The organism is Microbacterium testaceum StLB037 (assembly GCF_000202635.1).
In the GTDB taxonomy this organism is placed as follows: domain Bacteria; phylum Actinomycetota; class Actinomycetes; order Actinomycetales; family Microbacteriaceae; genus Microbacterium; species Microbacterium testaceum_F.
In genome coordinates, this window is sequence record NC_015125.1 from 291,112 (window position 1) to 314,056 (window position 22,945).

Genomic DNA, 22,945 nt, shown 5'->3' on the forward strand with positions numbered 1-22,945 from the left:
CAACACGGCGGGCCGCAGAACGGACCGGAGCCGGGCGTGAGAGCAGGTCAGGGCGCGGCGAGATACTCGGACGGGATCGCGATGCGCTGACCGGCTGCGACCACGCCGCCGTCGAGGGCGTTGAGGCGAGAGATCTCGGCCACCACGTCGCGCGGGTCGGCCTGGGGAGCAACGTCTTCGGCGATCGACCAGAGGGTCTCGCCGCTCATAACCGTGATCTCGGCGAACGACCCGCTCGGGGCACCCCCCTCACCGGAGGCGAGGGCCGCGCCACCGCCGACGATGGCGAGACCGAGCGCGACCACGACCGGCAGTGCGACGAGGAAGGCGATCACCCGACGTCCGCGCGCGGTCAGACGCAGGCGGGTGACGGGGGCGGGGGTGACGGACAAGCTGCTCATGGTGTGCTCCTTGGTGGGGAGAGATTCGCACCCCGCCCTCGGCCGGGAGGACGGTGGTGCGAATCTGTATTCCGAATCTATCTTCGATACTTTCGAGTGTCAACACCGGCTGTGATCGGAGACGAATCGAACGCGACACGCGAGAGGCTCCATGTCATTCGGGTCGTCCACCGGATACGGTTTCGACACGGAGACCTCATCACCAACCTCCGACATTCGAATTTCCGCCGCAGAATCCGCGGCGCGAGGGGAGCGCAGATGACCGACGCGACGACCGCCGCCGGCCGCGAACGACCGCAGACACGGCGACGCAAGAACCTCAGCGACAAACAGCTCGCGATCCTCGAGGTCATCCAGCGATCCATCGCTCGGCACGGTTATCCGCCGAGCATGCGTGAGATCGGCGACGCGGTCGGGCTGAAGTCCCTGTCGAGCGTCACCCATCAGCTGAACCAGCTCGAGCTCAGCGGCTACCTGCGCCGCGACCCCGGCAAGACGCGCGCGATGGAGGTGCTGATCGATCTCCCCGGCGCCGCCGCCGAGAATCCGGCCGACACCGCCCCCGCGCTGGGCGATGCCGCTCTCGTGCCCCTCGTCGGGCGCATCGCCGCCGGCGTCCCCATCACCGCCGACCAGCAGGTGGAGGAGATCTTCCCCCTCCCCCGCCAGCTCGTCGGAAAGGGCGAGCTGTTCATGCTGAAGGTGTCGGGCGACTCGATGATCGACGCCGCCATCTGCGACGGCGACTGGGTCGTGGTGCGGTCGCAGGCGACGGCGGAGAACGGCGAGATCGTCGCTGCGATGCTCGACGGCGAAGCGACGGTCAAGACGTTCCGTCGCCGCGACGGCCACACCTGGCTCCTCCCCCGCAACAGCGCCTTCGAGCCGATCCTGGGCGACGAAGCCGTCGTGCTGGGCCGAGTGGTGGCGGTCCTGCGCGCGGTCTGACGCGATCGTGCGGCGAGCGCGCGACGAGGCACGGCCGGAGCCCGCTGCGGCGCGGGCATCGGCATCCGGATCTCGCCGGGATCGCGGCGGATGTCGGACCCCCTCCCTAGGCTGGGTCCATGGCAGACACCCTCCCCTACGGTTCCTGGCCCTCGCCCCTCACTCCCGAGTCGGTGGCGCAGTCGTCCCCGCGCGTCGACGGCGCGCGGCTGGTGGGCGACGAGGTGTGGTGGGGAGAGTCCGTTCCCGCCGAGGCCGGCCGCGTCGCAGTGAAGCGCCGCCGCGCGGACGGGAGCGTCGATACCGTTCTCCCGGCTCCGGGTAACGCCCGCTCGGCGGTGCACGAATACGGAGGCGGGGCGTGGACGGCGTCCGACGACGGAGAGCTGTTCTACGTCGAGAAGACCGACCAGCGCGTCTACGCACTCCGCCCTGGCGCGGCGGCGCGCGCCCTGACCCCGGCCGACGAGGCGGTGCGCCACGGAGGCCTGCGGTTCGAGCATGGAGTGCTGCTCGCCGTGCGCGAGACGCACGGCGGCGGGCGCGTCCCGGCGCGGGCCATCGTCCGGATCAGGACCGACGTCGAGGCCGCGGGAGAGATCCTCGCCGAGGGGAGCGACTTCCTCGCGCAGCCCGCGCTCTCCCCGGATGGGCGCCACCTCGCGTGGGTCGCTTGGAACCATCCCGACATGCCGTGGGATGCCACGACCATCCGGGTCGCCGACCTCGAGTCCGGCGTGGTGCACGATGTCGCCGGGGGCGAGAACAGGGCACCGCTGCAGCCCGTCTGGATCGGCGACGACGAACTGCTGTACGCCGACGATCCCGACGGGCGCTGGAACCTCTTCCGCCATCCCCTCGATGCCGAGGCGCAGGCGGTGGCCCCGGCCGACGCCGACACCGGTGGTGGCCTGTGGGTCCTGGGCACCCGCTGGTTCGCCGCGACCGACGACGGACGCATCGTCGCCGTGCGGACCCACGGCGGTGACGAGGTGGTCGAGATCGCCCCGTCGGGCATCCGCCCGCTCGAGGTCCCTCCCGTGTCCGGGGCCGCCGTCGACGACGCACGCGGCTCCCGCGTGCTCATCTCGGGCGCCGATGGCGGCGGTCGCTCGGGCCTGTGGCTGGTCGACCTGGACTCGGGTGTCGTCGACCTCGTCACGGGTGGGGCCGGGCCCTGGGGAGACGACTGGATGCCGACGGCCCTCGCCCTCGAGACCGAGGGGCCGCACGGCCCGGTGCACGCTTTCGCCTATCCGCCGACCAACCCCGACGTCTCTGCTCCCGCCGACGAACGTCCGCCCTACGTGGTGCTCGTGCACGGCGGCCCCACCTCGCAGGTGGGCCCGGCGCCCTCGGCGAAGACCGCGTTCTTCACCAGCCGCGGAATCGGCGTCCTCGACGTCAACTACGGCGGGTCCACCGGCTACGGCCGGGAGTACCGCGATCGATTGAAGGGTCAGTGGGGCGTGGTCGACGTCGACGACGTCGCCGCCGCGGCATCCGCGCTGGCCGACGCGGGGCTCGCGGATCCCGAACGGCTCGCGATCGCGGGCGGCTCCGCGGGTGGGTGGACGGTGCTGGCCGCGGTCACGAACACCGACGTGTTCTCCGCCGGCATCTCGAGGTACGGCGTGGGAGACGCGCGGGCACTGGCCGAAGACACGCACGACTTCGAGGCGCGCTACCTCGACGGACTCATCGGCCCGCTCCCCGAGGCCGAAGCGGTGTACGTCGAGCGGTCTCCGCTCAGCCATCCGGAACGGTTCCGCGTCCCGCTCCTCATCCTGCAGGGATCCGAGGACCGCGTGGTTCCCCCGTCGCAGGCCGAGGCCATCCGCGACGCGCTGGCCGCGCACGGGGTCCCGCACGCGTACGTGCTGTACGAGGGTGAGGGCCACGGCTTCCGCCGCGCGGAGACCGTCGTCGACTCCCTGCGCCGCGAACTGGGGTTCCTGGGAGCGGTGTTCGGATTCGAGACTCCGGGGGTGCCGCCACTCGAGCTCGAGTGAAGGCGACCGGGGCTCGACGAGAACCGGAGGCGCACGACCCTCGCGGTCGGCGCGAGTCAGCCCCGCCGCAGCAAGCGCAAGCGGCTGGCCATCCGGAACGCGTCCGGTCGCGTCGCGGCACGCTCCAGGAAGACCTCCAGGTCGACCGAGGAGTGGACGTCGAGGTGGACATCGGCATCCACGAGGACGTCGATGAGATTCACGAAGCGCTGCTGGGCCGAGGGACCGACCTCGTCCAGCGGCGGGACGTCCGTGATCGTCCAGTGGCGGTAGACCCGGCTCCAGTGCCGGTACTCCGCCGGCGCCACGGGTGAGTCGCACAGCTGGGCGAACGTCGCGATCAACGAGCTCTCGTCGGCGAACGTGACGTTGAACAGGCGATCGCGCACGGACAGCTCGCGCGGGGCCGGCCGGACCGCGGTGGGCACCACCGTCGACCAGACCCCCGCCCGGAACCCCGACGTGTGCGCCTGTGCACGTGTGCGATAGTCCACGACGCCGTCGAGACGGAACACGTCGAGATGCGCTTCGAGAAGCGCGATGCCGGGAACGAACAGGTGATGCCAGACGGGGTCGGGCAGCAGCTCGCGCGGTGCGTAGTTCGATGTCGCCACGAGCGTGCACCCCCGCTTCACGAGGCGCTCGATCAGACGGGTGAGGAGACGAGCATCACCCGGATCGTGGACGTGCAGCTCATCGAAGAACACCAGCCGCCGGCCGCCGCAGATGTCGTCGAGCGCTCGGGTCGTGGCATCCGGCTCCCGGCGATGCGTCTGGATGCGGCGGTGCAGATCATCGAAGAAGCCGTGAAAATGCACCCGCGTAGCGCTCCCGCCGGGGAGGGCGGCGAACAGGGCGTCGGCGAGCCAGGACTTGCCCCGGCCCGCGGGCCCGAAGAGGTAGACCCCGCGCACCGCGTCACCGGTGAGAGCGCGCGAGGCCGCCCACGTCATCCGCTCCAGGGCCGCCTGCTGGTCCGGGTCGAGACCGAAGCCCTCCCGACGGGCGCGGGCCTCGACGGCGGCGAACAGCGGGTCCGGCATCGACACCTTCGAAGCGTGGCACGCCCCGCGGTGCGCGCTGACACGATGTTTCACCGTCGAGACGCCTGGGAAGACTGCGGGCCCCCGCACCGCAGCGCGAGGGCCCGTGGTCAGGCCGCGTACGGCTCGAGCTCGGCGGCCAGCCTGGCCCCGACGTGCGCGTGCAGGAACGTGCCCGTCTCCCGGTGCTCCTGCGCCAGGATCAGACCGCTCTCGTGCACCGCCGAGACGAGGTCGCCCCGGTCGTAGGGCACGACGGCCTGCACCTCGACGGCGGGACGCGGCAGCGCCTCCTCGATCGCGGCTCGAAGCTCGTCGATGCCCTCGCCCGTGCGAGACGACACGAAGTGCGCGTGCGGAGCGAGTCCGCGCAGAACCAACCGGTCGTCGTCGCTGACCAGGTCGGCCTTGTTGAAGACGACGATCTCATGACCGAAATCGGCCTCGACATCGCCCATCACGTCGCGCACCGTGGCCAGCTGGGCAGCGGGGTCGGGGTGCGACGCGTCCACGACGTGCAGGATGACGTCGGCGTCGCCGACCTCCTCCAGCGTCGAGCGGAACGCTTCGACGAGCTGGTGGGGGAGGTTCCGCACGAAGCCGACCGTGTCGGTCAGCGTGTACACGCGGCCGTCGGTGGTCTCGGAACGGCGGACTGTGGCATCCAGAGTCGCGAACAGGGCGTTCTCGACGAGCACGCCCGCGCTGGTCAGACGGTTGAGGAGGCTCGACTTGCCGGCGTTGGTGTACCCGGCGATGGCGACGGACGGGATCGTGTGGCGCTTGCGCTCGGCGCGCTTGGCCGCACGAGCAGGAGCGAAGTCCCGCAGCTGCTTGCGCAGCAGCGCCATCTTGGTGCGGATCCGGCGGCGATCGAGCTCGATCTTTGTCTCACCCGGTCCGCGCGAGCCCATACCCGCGCCGCCGGCGCCGACCTGTCCACCGGCCTGGCGCGACATCGAGTCACCCCACCCGCGCAGACGCGGGAGCAGGTACTCGAGTTGGGCGAGCTCGACCTGGGCCTTGCCCTCGCGGCTCTTCGCGTGCTGGCTGAAGATGTCGAGGATGACCGTCGTGCGGTCGATCACCTTGACCTTCACGACGTCCTCGAGCGCACGACGCTGGCTGGGTGCGAGCTCGGTGTCGGCGATGACGGTGTCGGCGCCCACGGCGGCGACGATGTCGCGCAGCTCCTCGGCCTTGCCGCGACCGACGTAGGTCGCCGGGTCGGGATGGGGCCGCCGTTGGAGCACCCCGTCGAGCACGACCGCGCCGGCCGTCTCGGCGAGCGCGGCGAGTTCGCGGAGGGAGTTCTCGGCATCCGACTGATAACCCTGCGGGTGGACGCCGACGAGCACCACGTTCTCGAGCCGCAACTGGCGGTACTCGACCTCGGTGACGTCCTCGAGCTCGGTCGACAGCCCCGGGACGCGTCGGAGCGCCGCGCGCTCCTCGCGATCCCACTGGTCGCCGTCGGTGCTGCCGCCATAGGCGGTCGCCGCGTCCTGCAGGGCCTGTGCTGCACCGAAGACCCGGACCCCGCGGTGCGCTTCGGCGCGCGACAGCACGCGGTCCACCGGGTCCACCGGGGCCGCGTCCGTGTTGGGGGGTGTGGTCTGTTCGGTCATGTGTTCCTTTCGTCCGCGGGTCTCAGCGGATGTCCGCGGGTTCTGTCTGCTGTTCTCGCACTTTAGCCGTCCCCGGCGGCGAGGGCCCCGGTCCGTTACTCTGTCGGAATGGGCAGCGACCACTACTTCAGCGCGTCGCCGTCGAGTCCCGAACAGCTCCGCCGCATCCGCGTCACGCTCGCCGGTCGCGATCTCGAGGTCGTCACCGCGGGGGGCGTCTTCAGTCCCGATCACGTGGATGCCGGCACCTCGGTGCTCCTCGCCAACACGCCGCCTCCTCCCGCCGGCGGGCACTTCCTCGACCTGGGGTGCGGGTGGGGTCCGATCTCGCTGTCCCTCGCGCTCTCGTCACCGCACGCGACCGTGTGGGCGGTCGACGTCAACGAGCGGGCTCTCGATCTCGTGAGGCGCAATGCCGAGTCGCTGGGCCTCACCAATGTCAACGCCGTGCGTCCGGAGGATGTTCCCGACGACATCGCGTTCCGCACGATCCGATCGAACCCCCCGATCCGCGTGGGGAAGAGCGAGCTGCACGGCATGCTCGAGCACTGGATCCCGCGCCTGTCCGAGCGCTCGGACGGGTGGTTCGTGGTGCAGCGCAACCTCGGCTCCGATTCGCTGCAGCGCTGGCTCGCGGCATCCTTCACACCGGGGTACAGCGTGCATCGCGCCGCCACGGGCCGCGGCTTCCGCGTCCTGCGCGTGCGCCGCCACGGCTCGCCCCCGAGCGAGCCGATCGACATCGTCTCCTGAGCCGGGTGCGGCCCGGGCGCGCGCGGGCGACCGGGTGCCGAGATCACATGATCCGCACCAGACGACACCCACGGGCACGCGTTCGTCGCGTGCGCTCGCACCGATCGTGTCATCTCGCGCCGCGGGGAGCCGCCGCGCGCCGACGCGGCGTCAGGCCAGCGTCACCTCGCCCGTGAACACGAGGGATGCGGGTCCCGACAGGAACACGTGCCCGTCCGCCACACGCACGCCCAAGGTGCCGCCCGGGGTGTCGACGGTCCAGACGTCCGGCGCGGCCGAACCCGCCCAGTGCCGCACGGCGAGGGCCGCCGCGGCGACCCCGGTGCCGCAGCTGAGCGTCTCGCCCACGCCGCGCTCGAACACGCGTAGCCGGATCGCCCCGACGCCCTCCTGGACGAGGGGATCGGCCGGGACGACGAACTCGACGTTCGCCCCGTGCCGGGGAGCGGGGTCGAGCACGGGCTGGTAGGTCAGGTCGAGCGCCTCGAGCTCGGCATCCGATGCCACCGCCACGACCACGTGCGGGTTGCCGACGTCGATGCCGACACCGGGACGGGCGACGGGCAGCCCCTTCGCGCGGACGAGCGTGTCGGTCGCCTCGATCGCGAAGGCGCCGAGGTCGACCTCGTAGCCACGTTCACTGCGCGTGAGCGTCTTCACGCCGGCGCGGGTGCCGATGCGCAAGCCGCCGTCGAGGCTCGCGAGGCCCGTGTCGCTGAGGTAGCGGGCGAAGACGCGCGTGCCGTTCCCGCACATCTCGGCCTTGGATCCATCGGCGTTGCGGTAATCCATGAACCACTCGGCACCGGATGCCGCCGCCTCAGCGCCTTCGTCGATGGCGGCGGAGCGGACCACGCGCAGCAGACCGTCCGCCCCGATGCCGAAGTGCCGGTCGCACAGCACGGCGATCTGCGCGTCGGAGAGGTCGAGTTCTCCATCGGGATCGGCCAGCACCACGAAGTCGTTGCCCGTGCCGTGGCCCTTGGTGAACGCGTGAGTCGCCATGCGTCCAGTCTAGGGAGGGCCCGGGAGGGCGTGCGGCCGGATCGATCGCTGCGCCGGGACGCTCGGCGAACGATCAGCGTGCGGGAGGGGGTCCGCCGGGTCCGTCGACGATCAGACGTCTGCCCGTGGCCCACGTCTCGAAGGGCTCGTACCCGAGAGCGTCGTAGAAACCGCGGGCTCCGGTGTTGTCGGGCCGCACCATGAGCTGCACCTTGGGGCAGCCGATCGCCTCCAGGAGGCGCTCGGCCTCGGCCACGAGCGCCGCCCCGATCCCCTTCCCGCGGTGCGTACCGGCGGTGGCGAGGTAGTACAGCCACCCGCGGTGCCCGTCATAGCCGGCCATGACGCTCCCCACGACGGCATCCCCGTCCGTCGCGACCAGGAAGAGTTCGGGCTGGACGGTGAGCTTGCGCCGGATGTCCGCGCGCGGGTCGTTCCACGGCCGGGTGAGACCGGCCTCCTCCCACAGCGCCACGACGGCGTCCTCGTCGTCGAGGGTGAAGGCTCGGATGAGGGTGCTCACGGGCGTTCCTCTCGGTCGGACGTCAGGGTCGCGGCATCCGCGGTCCGTGCGTCGACCCAGCGCGCGTCCCGGTACCGCCGGAACCACGACACCTGTCGCCGCGCGTATCGGCGCGTGAGCGCCTGCGTCTCGGCGATGGCCTCGTCGCGCGTGAGATCGCCGCGGAGCTCGGCGAGGGCCTGGGCGTAGCCGATCGCGCGTCCCGCCGTCGCTCCCCGCTCGAGTCCCTCCGCGCGCAGCGCCTCGACTTCGTCGACGAGCCCCGCGGACCACATCCCCTCGACCCGCGCATCGAGCAGAGGGACCAGGGTTTCCCGGTCGATCGCCGTCGCGAGGATGCGGGTGTCCGGATGCCAGAGCTCCGGCGCCTCGGGGAGGGCTCCCCCGTGCGTCTCGCCGCCCTGCGCGAGTACCTCGAGCGCCCGCACGACACGACGGCCGTTGCGGGGATCGATGCGCTCCGCCGCCGCCGGATCCGCCTCCCGCAGGCGCGCGAAGAGGACACCGGAGCCGTGCCGTTCCAGCTCGTCCTCGAGCTCCGCGCGCAGCGCCTCGTCGCGCGGCGGGAATCGGAAGTCCCACAGCACCGCCGAGACGTACAGGCCCGATCCCCCGACGAGGATCGCGTCCGCGCCGCGGGCGTGGATCCCGCGGATCGCCGCGCGGGCGGCATCCTGATACCAGGCCACCGCAGCCTCGTCGGTCACCGCGAGAGCGTCGAAGAGATGGTGCGGGATGCCACGGCGCTCCGCCTCGGGAAGCTTGGCGGTGCCGATGTCCATCCCGCGGTAGAGCTGCATCGCGTCGGCGTTCACGATCTCGGCGGGGCGGCCCCGGGCCGCGAGGGCTTCGGCGAGCTCGAGGGAGAGCCCCGTCTTGCCGGTACCCGTGGCACCGACGACGGCCCACAGGGTCGGGGCGGTCACACGCCGACGCGGAGGGTGGGCAGCCCCAGCGACACCGCGCGGGGCGCGCCGGCATCACCCGCGGGAGCGGGGACGCCGCACGACTCGGCTTGCGAACGGTCCCAGGCATCGCCGGCGCGCGTGCGACGGATGCGCAGCGGAGCGCCATCCGGCGCGTCGGCGAGGAGATGGAAGGGCGCCGCGTGGGTCACCGTCACCGAGACGACGTCGCCCGGTCGCGGCACAGGCGACCCCTTCGGCAGTTCGAAGTGCACCAGGCGGTTGTCTTCGGCGCGACCGGTCAGGCGGTGGGTCTCGGCGTCCTTCTTGCCCTCGCCGGCGGACACGAGCACCTCGAGGCTGCGTCCGAGCTGCTTCTGGTTCTCCTCCGCGGCGATGCGGTCCTGCAGCGCGATGAGGCGCTCGTACCGTTCCTGCACAACCGCCTTCGGCACCTGATCGGCCATGGTCGCTGCGGGCGTGCCCTCGCGGATCGAGTACTGGAAGGTGAAGGCGCTGGAGAAGCGCGCGGCCTCGACGACGCGCAGCGTCTCTTGGAAGTCCTCCTCGGTCTCGCCGGGGAAGCCGACGATGATGTCGGTCGTGATCGCGGCGTGCGGGATGCGCTCGCGAACGCGATCCAGGATGCCGAGGAACTTCTCACTGCGGTACGACCGGCGCATCGCCTTGAGGATGCGGTCGGATCCCGACTGCAGCGGCATGTGCAGCTGCGGCATGACCGCCGGGGTCTCCGCCATCGCGGCGATGACGTCGTCGGTGAAGGCCGCGGGATGGGGGCTCGTGAAGCGGATGCGCTCCAGTCCCTCGATCTCGCCGGCCGCGCGCAGGAGCTTGCCGAACGCCAGACGGTCACCGAACTCGACGCCGTACGAGTTGACGTTCTGTCCGAGCAGGGTGACCTCGATCGCGCCGTCGTCGACGAGGAGGCGGATCTCGTTCAGGATGTCGCCGGGACGACGGTCCTTCTCTTTGCCGCGCAGGCTCGGCACGATGCAGAACGTGCAGGTGTTGTTGCAGCCGACCGAGATCGAGACCCAGCCGCTGTGCACGGAATCGCGTTTGGTGGGGAGCGTGGAGGGGAAGATCTCGAGCGACTCGAGGATCTCGAGCTCGGCCTCGCCGTTGTGGCGCGCGCGTTCGAGCATCCCCGGGAGCGAACCCATGTTGTGCGTGCCGAAGACGACGTCGACCCACGGGGCCTTTTGCTGGACGGCGTCTTTGTCCATCTGCGCGAGGCAGCCGCCGACGGCGATCTGCATGCCCGCGTGAGCGTCCTTGCGCGACTTGAGGTGACCGAGCGTTCCGTAGAGCTTGCCCGCGGCGTTGTCGCGCACGGCGCAGGTGTTGATCACGATGACGTCGGCCTCAGCGCCGGCGTCGGCACGGACGTAGCCCGCGCTCTCGAGAGAACCGGAGAGGCGCTCGGAGTCGTGCACGTTCATCTGGCAGCCGAAGGTGCGGACTTCATACGTGCGCGGTCCCGAGGCGCCGTGCGCGGCGGGGGACGGCGCGATCAGCGTCGGGGTCGAGACAGGGGTGGTCATGATGGGAGCAAGTCTAAACGTCGGTCGTCTCGGAGGCCCCGTCTCTCCGCGTCCACGGGGGTGGGGAGGCGGCTCGCGAACCGGGCGCAAGTGTGCGTTCGGTGGCCGGACTTCTCAGCGGCGCCTCGATACGGTGACAAGGACGCGGGGGTCCCCCGCGCCCGTCCGTGCGTGCGCGGACGCACCGCGAAGGAGAGCTCTGTGAGGGACGGCCGGTCGTGGACCTCGTGGTCCGAACCCCTCATCGGGGCTGACCGGGACGCGGCGGCTCTCGCAGGCTCCCTCCTCGCCGGGACATCGGTGATCGTCGCCGGGGCACGCGGCAGCGGGCGCAGCCACCTTCTTCGGGCCGTCGTGCGAGAACTGGCCGGGCACGGCGTCGCGCCGGTCGTCATCCGCCCGTCCACCGTGCTCTCCGAGGTGCCCTTCGGGGCGTTGGATGCCGCCGGCGATCCCCGCATGATCGACCTGCGCCGGGGTCGGGTTCCCGACGGTGATGTCATCGTCCTCGTCGACGACGTCCACGCCCTCGATGTCGATTCCGCACGCTTCCTCGCCCGGTGCGTGGCCGACGGCCGCGTCACCCTGCTCGCGACACTCCTCATTCCCCGCGCTCGCGCGCGCCGCGTCGACCTGGACACCCGGGGCGTGGGGCAGACGATCCTGAGCCTCTGGCTCGATGGTCTCGCCGAGCGTCTCGACCTCTCGGAACTCACTCCGGCCGACAGCGAGAAGTTGCTCGCCGTCCTGCCCGGCGCGTCGACCCTGGATGCCACCATCTGCGGAGCGATCCTCTGGCGCGCGGACGGCTCCCGCACACTGCTGCGAGAACTCGTGGCCGAAGCCGTCGCCGCGGTGGCGGCCGGCCGAGATCCGTTCGCGGCCATCCGCGACACTCCGCCGCACAGTCGCCTCTCCGTCTCACTCACGCTGCACACGGGTGATCTCGCGGAGGCGGATCAGGAGTGCTTGGCGTTCCTCAACCGGCTCCCGCACGTGGAGTTCTCGGTCGCGACGCGATTCACCTCGCACGCGCGCCTCGAGGCCCTCATCACCGCGGGACTCGTGCACTCCGACGACAGTCCGGCGCGCCGCCTGACCGCGAACGAGGCGATCGCCCGTGAGGCCGAGCGTCAGTTGGGTACCGCGCGGATCGACGCCCTCATCACGGCCGCCGGCACGCGCATGCTCGAAGCTGACGGCGAGTGGTGGTGCACTCCCCTGGCGGTCTCGATCGCCGAGAGGTGGCATCGCGGCGACGACGCGACGGACGCCCCGATATCCTCCGCGCTGCGTTCCCGGGTCGCTTTGGACGCCGCGCGAGAAGCGAACGATCGGGGGGATGCCGCCCACGCGGCCGCCCACGCGGCGCGGGGGCTTCGCGCACGCGAATCGCCCGAGCTGCGTCTCGAGGCCGCCTACGCGTTGGCCCAGCTCGGCACCGGCTCCGACACCATGACGATCGACGAGATCGATCCGCGGGACATGGACGACGAGGGCCGCGGACGCCTCGCACGCCTGCGAGCGGTCATCGCGGACCGCGGGCTGGCCGTCCCGCTCTATGCGGCGACGAGGGGCGATGCGGATGCCGAGATCGAACGGCACCTCGATGAATCCGCACGCGCGGGGGCGTCGTTCGCGTGGACCCGCGCGGTCGAGGCCGCAGAACGGGCGCTGGCGCTGTCGACCGAGCGGAGCGCCACTCACCTTCGTGCCCGGCTGAGCGCGGGCATGGCCGAGAGCTTCCGCGGCCGCTGGACGCGCGCGCGGGCGCACTTCGACGAGGTGGAGCGCCTGCTCGACGCGCGCCAACGTCCGGTGGACGTGGGAGCCACACAGCGGCTCAGTGCCCTCCTCGTCATGCTCGCGAGCTACCAGCTGGCCGGGGCGGACGGCGGTGCCCTGTACGCGCGCCTGTCGGGAGAGCGCACGACGGCGGCGCGAGAACACGACGTCGTGGCGCTCACGATCGCCGGAGTGGCGGCATCCATCGCCGATACGAATCTGGGCAGACCGGGCGACGCCCTCCTCGAGTGGGAGGCCGTGCGGGCGAAGTCGGCCGGTTTCCTCTCCGGGCCGGATGCGGACCTCGCCGAGCTCGGTCTCGCGGAGGCCCTCGCCGCGAGCGGCCGGGTCGGCGACGCCCGGGCCATGCTCTCGCGAATCGAGACAGGCGACGAACTGCACGTGCGCCACGCGCGCACCTCGGTGGAGACGACGGTGCTCATGGCGGAGGGCCGCACCGGTGAGGCGCGCGTCGCGGCGCGCGACGCGGCGGCGCTCTCCGCGGGGCACGAGGTGCCCCCGATCCGGGCTCGGGATCTCTTCCGGCTGGTCGTGCTGCGAAACAGCGATGAGGCGGAGAACGAGGAGTTGCGCGAGCTCCTGCGAACGACCGATCTCCCCCTCGCCGCCGAGCTCCGGGAGCGGCTGGAGGCGTGGGAGGCCGGCGATGTCCACGACCCCGGGGAGAGGCTCCGCCTCCACCCCCTCTGGTCTGTGGACGACGGCGTCGACGCCGCACGGCTCGGCCGCCTGTCGCGCTTTCCCTCGCCGACCCCCTCCGCGGAGATGCCGGCGTTGAACGAGCTCACCCGGCGCGAGAAGGAGATCGCCCTCCTCGTCGAACAGGGCCACACGAACCGCGAGATCGCGGAGCGGCTCTATCTCTCCGTGCGGACGGTCGAATCGCACGTGTACCAGGCGCGAGCCAAGATCGGCGTTTCCTCACGCGGCGAACTCGGGCGGTTGGTCGCGCAGTGGGAGAACCAGCAGTCTCGCGCGTGAGCGCCGTCAGCGCGTCACGGATGACCTGACGTCCGCAGCGGCCACGGTGGGGGCGGCGCCGGGGGGCGACGGTAGGGGCGGAAACGCGGGCGGCGACGGTCGGGGCGGCGACAGTGGGCGCGGGGCCGTCACTCGTCGGGGGTGAAGCGCACGCCCGACGTCGGTCGGGCGGGCCGGGAGCGGCCCACGCCCACCTCGCGCAGCGCCTGACGCGCGGCTGTCAAAGCGACCGAGGACGGGTAACCGCGGCGGGCGAGTTGGCCGGCCAGACGCCGGAGAGCGGCATCGTCGTCTTTGCCGCCGACGCCGCGGGCCTTGCTGCGTGCGTACTCGAGCGCGCGCTCCGCGTCGTCGTCCGGCATCTCTGCGATGGCGGCGTCCGCGATGTCGCGAGGAATCCCCCGTTTGAGAAGCGTGTTGGCCACAGCCCGTCGACCTTCGCCCCGCCGTTCGACCGCGGAGAGGACGAGCTGTTCGGTGAACACCGCGTCATTGAGGTAACCGAGGTCGACGAAGCGGTCGATCAGCTCGGTGATGACGACGTCATCGGCCCCCGGCACCTCACGGAGAGCGGAGCGCGCCTCCGAGATCGACAGCGAGCGGGACCGCAGCTTGCGCAGCAGGAGAGCCTCGGCGCGTTCGCGCACGTCGTCTTGAGCGGTCTCGGCGTCGTGTCCGGGGGTGGCGAACCTGGGGTCGTCGAACCCGGCGCTGTCGGGCCCGGCACCGTCGGGCCCGGCGCTGTCGAACCCGGCACCGTCGGACCCTGCGGTACCCGCCCCCGTACTGGCGGACCAGGCGTCGTCGGACCAGGCGCCGCCGTGGTCGCGGTCGCGCGTGCGGAGCATAGAGGGGTGCCCGAAACGCGCGCTGTCATCAGCCTCCCGACGACCGAAGCGCTCTCCTGCATCGAGGATGCCGAACGGGGTCGACTCTCCCGCATCACGCCCCGCGGTCGAGCGCGACCGCGCACCGCCGAAGAGCGGAATGACGGGCGCCAGGGCATCGTCTCCGGCGACGCCGGGGCCGCCATCCACGGACGAGAGTCCGCGATGACGACCCGGGCGCTGTCCGTCGGTCATCAGGCCGGGCGGCGAGCCGCGAGCTCGTCGGCCGCGGGCTCCGCCGGAGCGGCCGGAGCACCGATGCCGAGCTTGTTCTTGATCTTCGACTCGATCTCGGCGGCCACGTCGGCGTTCTTGATGAGGAAGTTACGAGCGTTCTCCTTGCCCTGCCCGAGCTGCTCACCCTCGTAGGTGTACCAGGCGCCCGACTTCTTGACGATGCCGTGCTCGACACCGAAGTCGATCAAGCTCCCTTCGCGAGAGATGCCGACGCCGTAGAGGATGTCGAACTCCGCCTGCTTGAACGGGGGCGCCATCTTGTTCTTCACGACCTTGACGCGCGTGCGGTTACCGACCGCCTCGGTGCCGTCCTTCAGCGTCTCGATGCGACGGATGTCGAGTCGGACCGACGCGTAGAACTTGAGAGCCTTACCACCGGCGGTCGTCTCGGGGGAACCGAAGAAGACACCGATCTTCTCGCGCAGCTGGTTGATGAAGATCGCGGTGGTCTTGGTGGTGTTGAGTCCACCGGTGAGCTTGCGCAGAGCCTGCGACATCAGGCGAGCCTGCAGGCCGACATGCGAGTCGCCCATCTCACCCTTGATCTCGGCCTCGGGGACGAGGGCAGCGACGGAGTCGATCACGACCAGGTCGATCGCGCCCGAACGGATCAGCATGTCGGCGATCTCGAGCGCCTGCTCGCCGGTGTCGGGCTGCGACACGAGCAGAGCATCGATGTCGACACCGAGCTTCTTCGCGTACTCGGGGTCGAGCGCATGCTCCGCGTCGATGAACGCGGCGATGCCGCCGGCCCGCTGGGCGTTGGCGATGGCGTGGAGCGTGAGGGTGGTCTTACCGGATGACTCAGGTCCGTAGATCTCGATGATGCGACCGCGGGGAAGACCGCCGATGCCGAGCGCCACGTCGAGGGCGACGGAGCCGGTGGGGATGGTCTCGATCGGGGCGCGGTCGTCGCTGCCCAGTCGCATGACCGAGCCCTTTCCGAACTGCCGGTCGATCTGCGCAAGGGCCGACTCGAGGGCCTTTTCGCGCTCTGCGGGTGAGGGCATGACGTCTTCTTTCTGCTCGCGTTCCGTCGCCTATAGGCTGTCGCGCTCCTCACCGACGGAGAGGATGCCCGACAAGGCGTTCAGAGTGTCCTTCGACGTCATCCACGTTAGGGAGGGCCTCCGACATTGGTGCCGGGAAGCCCCTCCAACGGGGACGGATCAGCGAAGAACTCCGATGTGCAGGAGCCTACGCGCTGATCGAACGAAGATTCGATGACACGCCGAGGAAATTTCTGTCACTACCGAAACATCCGGCGTGCGCCGGGCGCACCGGGACGGTCAGCGAGGACGCGGTTCGAGCCGTCCCACGCCATAGCGTCGCTCGAGGGGGACGTCCGTCTCCGCGCAGAGAGCGAGCCATACATCGCGCGGCTCCACACCGGCGGAGAGCGCCTCAGCGGGAGTGCGTCCGCCGACAGCCGACAGGACGAGATCTGTCAGCAAGGAGCCGCCGCGCGCGCCGAACTCCTCGGCGACGGCGCGATCGAATTCGCTACGACGCATGCGGTCGACGGAACGGGATCAGCGCAGCGAGAGTTCGGGCTCGACCTCGGCCACGAGGTCGTCGGGAACGACGTCCGGGAAGGTCTGCAGACCCTCGAGCACCGAAAGGCGGTCACCGACCTCGCGCATGATCGACGAGATGGGGACATCGAGGGCTTCCGCGACCGACGCGAGGATCTCGCTCGACGCTTCCTTCTGGCCGCGTTCCACCTCACTGAGGTAGCCGAGAGCCACGCTCGCGCGGCTGGCGACCTGGCGGAGGGTACGACCCTTCTGCTGGCGGAGGTCACGCAGGACTTCGCCGATCTCTTGACGAACCAGGATCATTTGGGCCCCTCCTCACTGCTGATTCCGACGCTGTCCGAGTGGACAACCGTACAACACCATGTGGTCACCCTAATGCCGCGCGCTGGGCAGTGGATGGGAATCGCTATGCAAAACCGATCTCTGCCATCATTTGTTCCCGCGCTCGGGGCCATCACGCCCCGAAGCGACTTCTCAGAGGGCGGCGAGGGTTCGCCGAACCGCGATCCGCGCCGCTTCCCGGCGGATGCGTTCCCGGTCTCCGGCGATGACGAGAGAGTCGACACTGGTCCCCAGAGGCGTGGAGACGCCGATGTGCACCGTCCCGACGACGTGTCCGTCCTGTGTGTCGGGACCGGCGACGCCCGTGGTCGCCACTCCGACGTCGGCGGGGACCCCGTCGCGCCCGAGGACGTCCCGCACGCCGCGCGCCATCTGACGGGCCACTCGCGGATGCACCGCACCGTGCGCCTCGAGAAGCGCGGCATCGACGCCGAGGACGCTCTGCTTCACGTCTGTGGCGTAGGCCACCACTCCCCCGCGCACGACCCGCGATGCTCCGGGGACATCGACGAGCGAGGAGACGAGGAGACCCCCGGTGAGCGATTCCGCGACGGCGACGGTCCAGCCGAGCTCGGCCAGACGGTCGAGCAGCATCGCGGCGCTCTCGCGCGGGTCGATGATGAGCGTTTCGTCGAAATCGTCGGGGATGCCGTGACTCATCGTGACCTCCGTGCCGTGCGCGCTGCCCGCACCTCCGTCACGACGTAATCGAGACCGGAGGCGATCGTGAGGACCACCGCGATCGTCATCGTCACCACGCCCGCCCACCAGACCGAGGACTGCCAGCCCGGGGCCTCCGAGAGGCCCGCGAAGGGAAGAAGGGCGATCGAGAGAGCGACAGCCTGGGCGACGGTCTTGAGCTTGCCCATCCACGCCGCGGCGAGGACGTGATCGCTGACCACCATGAAGCGGTACACCGTGATGCCGACCTCGCGGACGAGCACCACGATCGTCACCCACCAGTCCAGCTCACCGAGGATCGACAGCCCCACGAACGCCACGCCCGTGAGGACCTTGTCGGCGATCGGATCGAGGAGCTTGCCCAGGTCGCTGACGATCTCGTACTTGCGCGCGATGTACCCGTCGATGCCGTCGGTCGCGATCGCCACGATGAAGACGATGCCCGCCGCCCAGCGCAGTGCGCCCCCCGTGCCTCCGTCCGCCAGCAGCATCCACAGGAACACCGGAGCGCACAGGATGCGCGCGATCGTGATCGCATTGGGAAGCTGCGGGTGCACGGTCATCAGTCGCGTCCCGTCAGCTGCCAGGCGTCTTCGGAACCCTCGTCGTCGTCATCGACGACGGGAACCCCCTCGAACTGCGCCTCGATCGGATCAGCCCCGTACCGGTCGTCATCGGCCGCGGCGGCCGCGGGAACGTCGTCGCCACGGAGCTTCGCGAGCACGGTGGGAAGCTGCTCGTTCGTCACGAGCACGTCTCGGGCCTTGGATCCCTCGGACGGGCCGACGATCTCGCGCGACTCGAGGAGGTCCATGAGGCGCCCGGCCTTGGCGAAACCGACGCGGAGCTTGCGCTGCAGCATCGAGGTCGACCCGAACTGCGTCGAGACGACGAGCTCGGCCGCAGCGAGCAACAGCTCGAGGTCGTCGCCGATGTCGGCGTCGATCTCCTTCTTCTCGGCCGCGGCCTGCACGTCGGAACGATATTCCGGCCGCGCCTGCTGGGTGACGTGTGCGACGACCTTCTCGATCTCCTGCTCGCTCACCCACGCACCCTGTACGCGCACGGCCTTCGACGCCCCCATCGGGAGGAAAAGGCCGTCGCCCTGACCGATCAGGCGGTCGGCGCCGGGCTGATCGAGGATGACGCGCGAGTCGGTGACGCTCGTCACGGCGAACGCGAGGCGGGAGGGGACGTTGGCCTTGATGAGACCGGTCACCACGTCGACGGACGGTCGCTGTGTGGCGAGGACGAGATGGATGCCGCTGGCGCGGGCGAGCTGGGTGATGCGGACGATCGAGTCCTCGACGTCTCGCGGCGCGACCATCATGAGGTCGGCGAGCTCGTCGACGACGACCAGCAGGTAGGGATACGGCTTGAGGACGCGCTCGCTCCCCGGGGGCAGCTTGATCTCCCCGGCGACGACGGCCTTGTTGAAGTCGTCGATGTGGCGGAACCCGAAGGACGCGAGGTCGTCGTACCGCATGTCCATCTCCTTCACGACCCACTGCAGCGCCTCGGCGGCCTTCTTGGGGTTCGTGATGATGGGAGTGATGAGGTGCGGAACGCCCGCGTAGGAGGTGAGCTCCACGCGCTTCGGGTCGATGAGCACCATGCGCACGTCGGACGGCTTCGCACGCATGAGAAGACTGGTGATCATCGAGTTGACGAAGCTCGACTTACCCGAGCCCGTGGACCCGGCGACGAGCAGGTGAGGCATCTTCGCGAGGTTCGCGACGACGAAACCACCTCCGACGTCTTTACCGACGCCGATCGTCATGGGGTGCGTCGACGAGGTCGCGGCATCCGATCGGAGGATGTCACCGAGGGTCACGATCTCGCGATCCGCGTTCGGGATCTCGACGCCGATCGCGCTCTTGCCCGGGATGGGCGCGAGGATGCGCACCTCGTTCGAGGCGACCGCGTAGGCGATGTTGTTGGTCAGCGCCGTGATGCGCTCGACCTTGACGCCCGGGCCGACCTCGATCTCGTACTGCGTCACCGTCGGGCCGCGCGAGAAGCCGGTGACGCGCGCGTCGACCTTGAACTGCTCCATGACGCTCTCGATCGCCTTCACGACCGCGTCGTTCGCGGCGGATCGGGCCTTGGGTGGGGTGCCCGTGGCGAGGGCCGTGACGGCCGGCAGGCGGTAGTTGGCGGACGGCGGAGCTCCCGCGTTGTCGCCGCCGAGACCCGAGATGCCGGGCATGTCGTCGTCGGGGACATCGTCGACGGGTGAGTCGTCGTGGAGACCGCGACCACTCGCCGCTTTCGCGAGAGTCGCGGCATCGAAGACCTCGGTGAGGGCGTCGGGCGCGGGGGGCGGCGGCGACAGCGGACGCACGGGCGCGGTGATCTGCTCCGGAGCGACCACGGGCGATTCGAAGCCGCCCTGGGGCGTTCCAGGAGTGAGCAGCTCGGTGAGGTCGTCCGAACCGAGGGAGCCGTCGACGTCTTCTTCTCGACCGGACTTGTTCCGACGCCACCAGGGAAGCGACTTCTCTGCGGGCTCGTCGTCGTCTTCAGCCGCCGGCAGTACCTTCGTCGTGGTGTCGGAGGGCTCGATGCGCTCGACCCCGAACATCCAGGCGTACAGATCGCCGAGACGACGGCCGATCCGATTCGGCGGGGTCTTTGTGAGGATCAGGATGCTGAGAACCGCAAGCAGCGACAGGGCGATGTAGGCGCCGACATTCGTCAGCAGGAGGGCGAGCGGCTCTCCCACGATCCAACCGGCCAGACCGCCCGAGAGACTGAGCACGGGTAGCCCGCCGTTCGACGGGACAGGACGATCTCCCGCGACATGGCAGAAACCGGCCACCGTGATGATGAACAGAGCCCACCCGATCCCGACGCGGCCGTTGTCGTGGACGGAGGCCGGATGGCGGAAGAGCCAGCCGGCCAGGAGCAGGAGCAGCACGGGCAGGACGAACGCCACGCGGCCGACGAGAGCGCCGAAGCTGTAGGCGCTGATCACCGCCGCCACGTCGTTGCCGATGAAGAACCACTCGACCACCGCGCCGACGACGGCGAGGACCACGAGGAAGAACGGGAAACCGTCGCGCCGCTGATCGCGCTCGAGGCTCTCAAGGCCGAAGGCGCGGAACATGCCCCCGACTCCGTGGGCGACGGCCATCCACGCGCGCACGGCGATCGACGGCTTCTCGGGCTCGTCGACGTAGCGCTTGGGCGCGGGAGCCGAGCGCTTGGGCGCCGGCGCCGCGGCTTTGGGTCGCGGCGTCCCCTTCGCGGGGGCGCGACCGCCGGAGGGGGACGAGGTACGAGCCATGGTTCCACGGTAGGCGGGACCACCGACATTCGTCCGTACCGACGCGGGCTTCACCGCAGTCGCTTCACCATGACGTCGCGACCGATGCCGCGCCGAACCACCGCGAACCCCTCGGAGCGGTAGAGCGACACCGCGTGGTTCTCGCGATCCACGCTCAGACTGATGCGGGCGAAGCCCTGAGCGCGCGCGTGGTCGGCGAGCCGCTGCAGCAACGCGCGTCCGACACCGTGTGCACGCCAGACGGGGCGCACCCCGATGATCAGCTCCGGCACGCCGGTCCCCACCCAGCCGAACCCGGGCTCATCGCGCGGGAGCATGCGATACCAGGCGGCGCCGACCGGTTCGCCGCCGGGCGACTCCGCCACGAATCCCGCGTCACCCGGGCGCAGCCAGCCCGCGAGATAGCGTCGATACTCCTCGCTGCTGAGGATCTCGTGGCGCGGACGCACCGCCCCGGCACGCCAGGTCGCGGCCTCGACCATCATGTCGGCGAGGAAGGCGCCGTCGGACGGGAGCGCCGCGCGGATCGGGAGACCGGGCATGCCCGCATGATAGCGACGACGCGGCCGGCGCGGCGAACGACGAAGCGCCACGGGCGGACCCGTGGCGCTCCGAGAAGATCAAGCCTCGATGATCAGCGGAACGATCATGGGGCGCCGGCGCAGCGATTGGTTCACCCATCGCCCGATCGTGCGCCGCACCACCTGCGACAGGGCGTGGTTGTCGCGTACGCCTGACTGCGCCGCTTCGGTGAGGGCCGCGGCGATCTTGGGCTTGACGCTCTCGAAGACCGAATCGTTCTCGGCGACCCCGCGGGCGTGGATGTCGGGACCGGAGACGATCCTCCCCGTCGCCGAGTCGACGACGACGATCACCGAGATGAAGCCCTCCTCGCCCAGGATGCGACGGTCCTTGAGGTCGGCATCCGTGATGGCGCCCACCGAGGAGCCGTCGACGTAGACGAAACCGATGTCCAGCTGTCCCACGACCGACGCGACGCCGTCCCGCAGATCGACGACCGTGCCGTTCTCGCCGAGGATCGTGTTCTGCTCGGGGATCCCGGTCTCCTGCGCCAACTTCGCGTTGGCCATCAGGTGGCGGTACTCGCCGTGCACGGGGAGCACGTTCTTCGGCTTCAGGATGTTGTAGCAGTACAGCAGCTCGCCCGCCGCAGCGTGACCCGAGACGTGCACCTTGGCATTGCCCTTGTGCACGACGGTCGCGCCGAGCTTCGTCAGCCCATCGATCACGCGGTAGATCGCGTTCTCGTTCCCCGGGATCTGACTGGATGCCAGGATGATCGTGTCTCCCTCACCCGGTTCGATCGCGTGGTCGAGGTTGGCCATGCGGCTGAGCACCGCCATCGGCTCGCCCTGCGACCCGGTCGACATGTAGACGATCTTGTCGTCGGGAAGGTCGCGCGCCTTCTTGTAGTCGATCAGCACGCCGTCGGGGACGTTGAGGTAGCCGAGATCGGCGGCGATGCCCATGTTGCGCACCATGCTGCGCCCGAGCAGCGCCACGCGACGCCCGTTGGCGTGCGCGGCGTCGAGCACTTGCTGCACGCGGTGCACGTGGCTGGAGAAGCTCGCGACGACGACCCGGCGCGGTGCCTTGGCGATCACCTGGTCGAGTACCGGCCCGATGCCCCGCTCCGTGGGCGTGAACCCGGGAACGTCCGCGTTGGTCGAGTCCACCAGGAACAGGTCGACGCCTTCCTCGCCGAGCCGCGCGAAGGCGCGCAGGTCGGTGATGCGTCCGTCGAGCGGCAGCTGGTCCATCTTGAAGTCGCCGGTGGCGAGCACCATGCCCGCGGGCGTGCGGATCGCCACGGCCAGGGCATCCGGAATCGAGTGGTTCACCGCTACGAACTCGAGGTCGAAGGGGCCGACCTGTTCGCGCTGCCCCTCCTTGACCGTGAGCGTGTACGGACGGATGCGGTGCTCCTTGAGCTTCGCCTCGATGAGGGCGAGCGTCAGACCCGAGCCGATGAGGGGGATGTCGCCCTTGAGCTTGAGGAGGTACGGCACTGCACCGATGTGGTCCTCGTGGCCGTGCGTGAGCACGACGCCGACGATGTCGTCGAGGCGGTGCTTGATGGGCTCGAAGTCCGGCAGGATCAGGTCGACGCCGGGCTGGTGCTCCTCGGGGAACAGTACGCCGCAGTCGACGACGAGGAGCTTGCCCTCGTACTCGAACACCGTCATGTTCCGACCGACCTCGCCGAGGCCGCCGAGGGGGAAGACACGGAGGGTGCCGGGGGCAAGCTCCGGCGGATCGTAAACAGTCGTGGGCATATGTGCCTCCTCGGACGCCACCCGCGTGGCATCCCTTCGTCTCGGATGCCGCCTCGCGGCATCCCTCTATATTGCGTCCCGAGCCGCGGATCGGCGGACGTCGA

The 22,945-nt window shown here is 70.3% G+C and carries 20 protein-coding genes; 4 read left to right on the top strand and 16 right to left on the bottom strand.

Annotated features, from left to right (window positions below; all coding sequences use genetic code 11):
• Positions 1 to 47: 47 nt before the first annotated feature.
• Positions 48 to 401: a LysM peptidoglycan-binding domain-containing protein gene (locus tag MTES_RS01425; protein WP_013583384.1), complete on the bottom strand. Its 354-nt coding sequence runs from the start codon at positions 399 to 401 to the stop codon at positions 48 to 50.
• A gap of 258 nt (positions 402 to 659) precedes the next feature.
• On the opposite strand from MTES_RS01425, the gene lexA reads away from it, so the two are divergent.
• Both lexA and MTES_RS01435 read left to right on the top strand, forming a co-directional pair.
• Positions 660 to 1,349 (top strand): transcriptional repressor LexA, encoded by a 690-nt coding sequence (gene lexA / locus MTES_RS01430; protein ID WP_013583385.1) that lies wholly within the window; start codon positions 660 to 662, stop codon positions 1,347 to 1,349.
• A 119-nt stretch (positions 1,350 to 1,468) separates the two neighbouring features.
• The gene (locus tag MTES_RS01435) at positions 1,469 to 3,361 is read left to right on the top strand and encodes a S9 family peptidase (protein WP_013583386.1); all 1,893 of its coding nucleotides are present in this window, start codon (positions 1,469 to 1,471) and stop codon (positions 3,359 to 3,361) included.
• A 56-nt stretch (positions 3,362 to 3,417) separates the two neighbouring features.
• Here the strand turns inward: MTES_RS01435 and zapE are convergent, their stop codons facing one another.
• Both zapE and hflX read right to left on the bottom strand, forming a co-directional pair.
• Complete coding sequence (gene zapE, locus MTES_RS01440) at positions 3,418 to 4,404, bottom strand: cell division protein ZapE (RefSeq protein ID WP_013583387.1); 987 nt, start codon at positions 4,402 to 4,404, stop codon at positions 3,418 to 3,420.
• Positions 4,405 to 4,514: 110 nt separating this feature from the next.
• Positions 4,515 to 6,032 carry a GTPase HflX gene (gene hflX / locus MTES_RS01445; RefSeq protein WP_013583388.1) on the bottom strand — a complete coding sequence of 506 codons (1,518 nt, stop codon included), beginning with the start codon at positions 6,030 to 6,032 and terminating at the stop codon, positions 4,515 to 4,517.
• A 108-nt stretch (positions 6,033 to 6,140) separates the two neighbouring features.
• Between hflX and MTES_RS01450 the strand changes: the two genes are divergently transcribed.
• On the top strand, positions 6,141 to 6,785 hold the full coding sequence (locus MTES_RS01450) for a class I SAM-dependent methyltransferase (RefSeq protein WP_013583389.1): 645 nt from the start codon (positions 6,141 to 6,143) through the stop codon (positions 6,783 to 6,785).
• A 150-nt stretch (positions 6,786 to 6,935) separates the two neighbouring features.
• On the opposite strand, the gene dapF is transcribed toward MTES_RS01450, so the two are convergent.
• The 4 genes from dapF to miaB form a co-directional block, all read right to left on the bottom strand.
• Positions 6,936 to 7,790, bottom strand: a complete 855-nt coding sequence (gene dapF, locus MTES_RS01455; protein ID WP_013583390.1) for a diaminopimelate epimerase — start codon at positions 7,788 to 7,790, stop codon at positions 6,936 to 6,938.
• A gap of 73 nt (positions 7,791 to 7,863) precedes the next feature.
• Positions 7,864 to 8,313 carry a GNAT family acetyltransferase gene (locus MTES_RS19025; RefSeq protein WP_013583391.1) on the bottom strand — a complete coding sequence of 150 codons (450 nt, stop codon included), beginning with the start codon at positions 8,311 to 8,313 and terminating at the stop codon, positions 7,864 to 7,866.
• On the bottom strand, positions 8,310 to 9,239 hold the full coding sequence (gene miaA / locus MTES_RS19030) for a tRNA (adenosine(37)-N6)-dimethylallyltransferase MiaA (RefSeq protein ID WP_013583392.1): 930 nt from the start codon (positions 9,237 to 9,239) through the stop codon (positions 8,310 to 8,312). Before miaA ends, MTES_RS19025 begins: the two co-directional genes overlap by 4 nt.
• Complete coding sequence (miaB, locus tag MTES_RS01470) at positions 9,236 to 10,783, bottom strand: tRNA (N6-isopentenyl adenosine(37)-C2)-methylthiotransferase MiaB (RefSeq protein WP_013583393.1); 1,548 nt, start codon at positions 10,781 to 10,783, stop codon at positions 9,236 to 9,238. Before miaB ends, miaA begins: the two co-directional genes overlap by 4 nt.
• A 201-nt stretch (positions 10,784 to 10,984) precedes the next feature.
• On the opposite strand from miaB, the gene MTES_RS01475 reads away from it, so the two are divergent.
• Positions 10,985 to 13,570, top strand: coding sequence for a helix-turn-helix transcriptional regulator (locus MTES_RS01475; protein WP_013583394.1), 2,586 nt, complete (start codon positions 10,985 to 10,987; stop codon positions 13,568 to 13,570).
• A gap of 128 nt (positions 13,571 to 13,698) precedes the next feature.
• Here MTES_RS01475 and MTES_RS18735 read toward each other — a convergent pair whose 3' ends face one another.
• From MTES_RS18735 to MTES_RS01520, 9 genes are all read right to left on the bottom strand, one after another.
• A complete protein-coding gene (locus tag MTES_RS18735) occupies positions 13,699 to 14,418 on the bottom strand; it encodes a regulatory protein RecX (protein ID WP_231848118.1) in 720 nt (239 codons plus the stop codon).
• A 233-nt stretch (positions 14,419 to 14,651) separates the two neighbouring features.
• Complete coding sequence (gene recA, locus MTES_RS01485; protein ID WP_013583396.1) at positions 14,652 to 15,704, bottom strand: recombinase RecA; 1,053 nt, start codon at positions 15,702 to 15,704, stop codon at positions 14,652 to 14,654.
• Positions 15,705 to 15,983: 279 nt separating this feature from the next.
• A complete protein-coding gene (locus tag MTES_RS01490) occupies positions 15,984 to 16,208 on the bottom strand; it encodes a DUF3046 domain-containing protein (RefSeq protein ID WP_013583397.1) in 225 nt (74 codons plus the stop codon).
• Between the two features lie 18 nt (positions 16,209 to 16,226).
• Complete coding sequence (locus MTES_RS01495; protein ID WP_013583398.1) at positions 16,227 to 16,535, bottom strand: helix-turn-helix domain-containing protein; 309 nt, start codon at positions 16,533 to 16,535, stop codon at positions 16,227 to 16,229.
• Positions 16,536 to 16,706: 171 nt separating this feature from the next.
• Positions 16,707 to 17,234 (bottom strand): CinA family protein, encoded by a 528-nt coding sequence (locus MTES_RS01500; protein ID WP_013583399.1) that lies wholly within the window; start codon positions 17,232 to 17,234, stop codon positions 16,707 to 16,709.
• Positions 17,231 to 17,818 (bottom strand): CDP-diacylglycerol--glycerol-3-phosphate 3-phosphatidyltransferase, encoded by a 588-nt coding sequence (pgsA, locus tag MTES_RS01505; RefSeq protein WP_013583400.1) that lies wholly within the window; start codon positions 17,816 to 17,818, stop codon positions 17,231 to 17,233. Before pgsA ends, MTES_RS01500 begins: the two co-directional genes overlap by 4 nt.
• Positions 17,818 to 20,544 carry a DNA translocase FtsK gene (locus tag MTES_RS01510; RefSeq protein WP_043360884.1) on the bottom strand — a complete coding sequence of 909 codons (2,727 nt, stop codon included), beginning with the start codon at positions 20,542 to 20,544 and terminating at the stop codon, positions 17,818 to 17,820. The genes pgsA and MTES_RS01510 overlap by 1 nt, the downstream gene beginning before the upstream one ends.
• Before the next feature lie 50 nt (positions 20,545 to 20,594).
• Positions 20,595 to 21,137: a GNAT family N-acetyltransferase gene (locus tag MTES_RS01515; RefSeq protein WP_269453419.1), complete on the bottom strand. Its 543-nt coding sequence runs from the start codon at positions 21,135 to 21,137 to the stop codon at positions 20,595 to 20,597.
• Positions 21,138 to 21,164: 27 nt separating this feature from the next.
• A complete protein-coding gene (locus MTES_RS01520; protein ID WP_013583403.1) occupies positions 21,165 to 22,841 on the bottom strand; it encodes a ribonuclease J in 1,677 nt (558 codons plus the stop codon).
• Positions 22,842 to 22,945 lie beyond the last annotated feature (104 nt).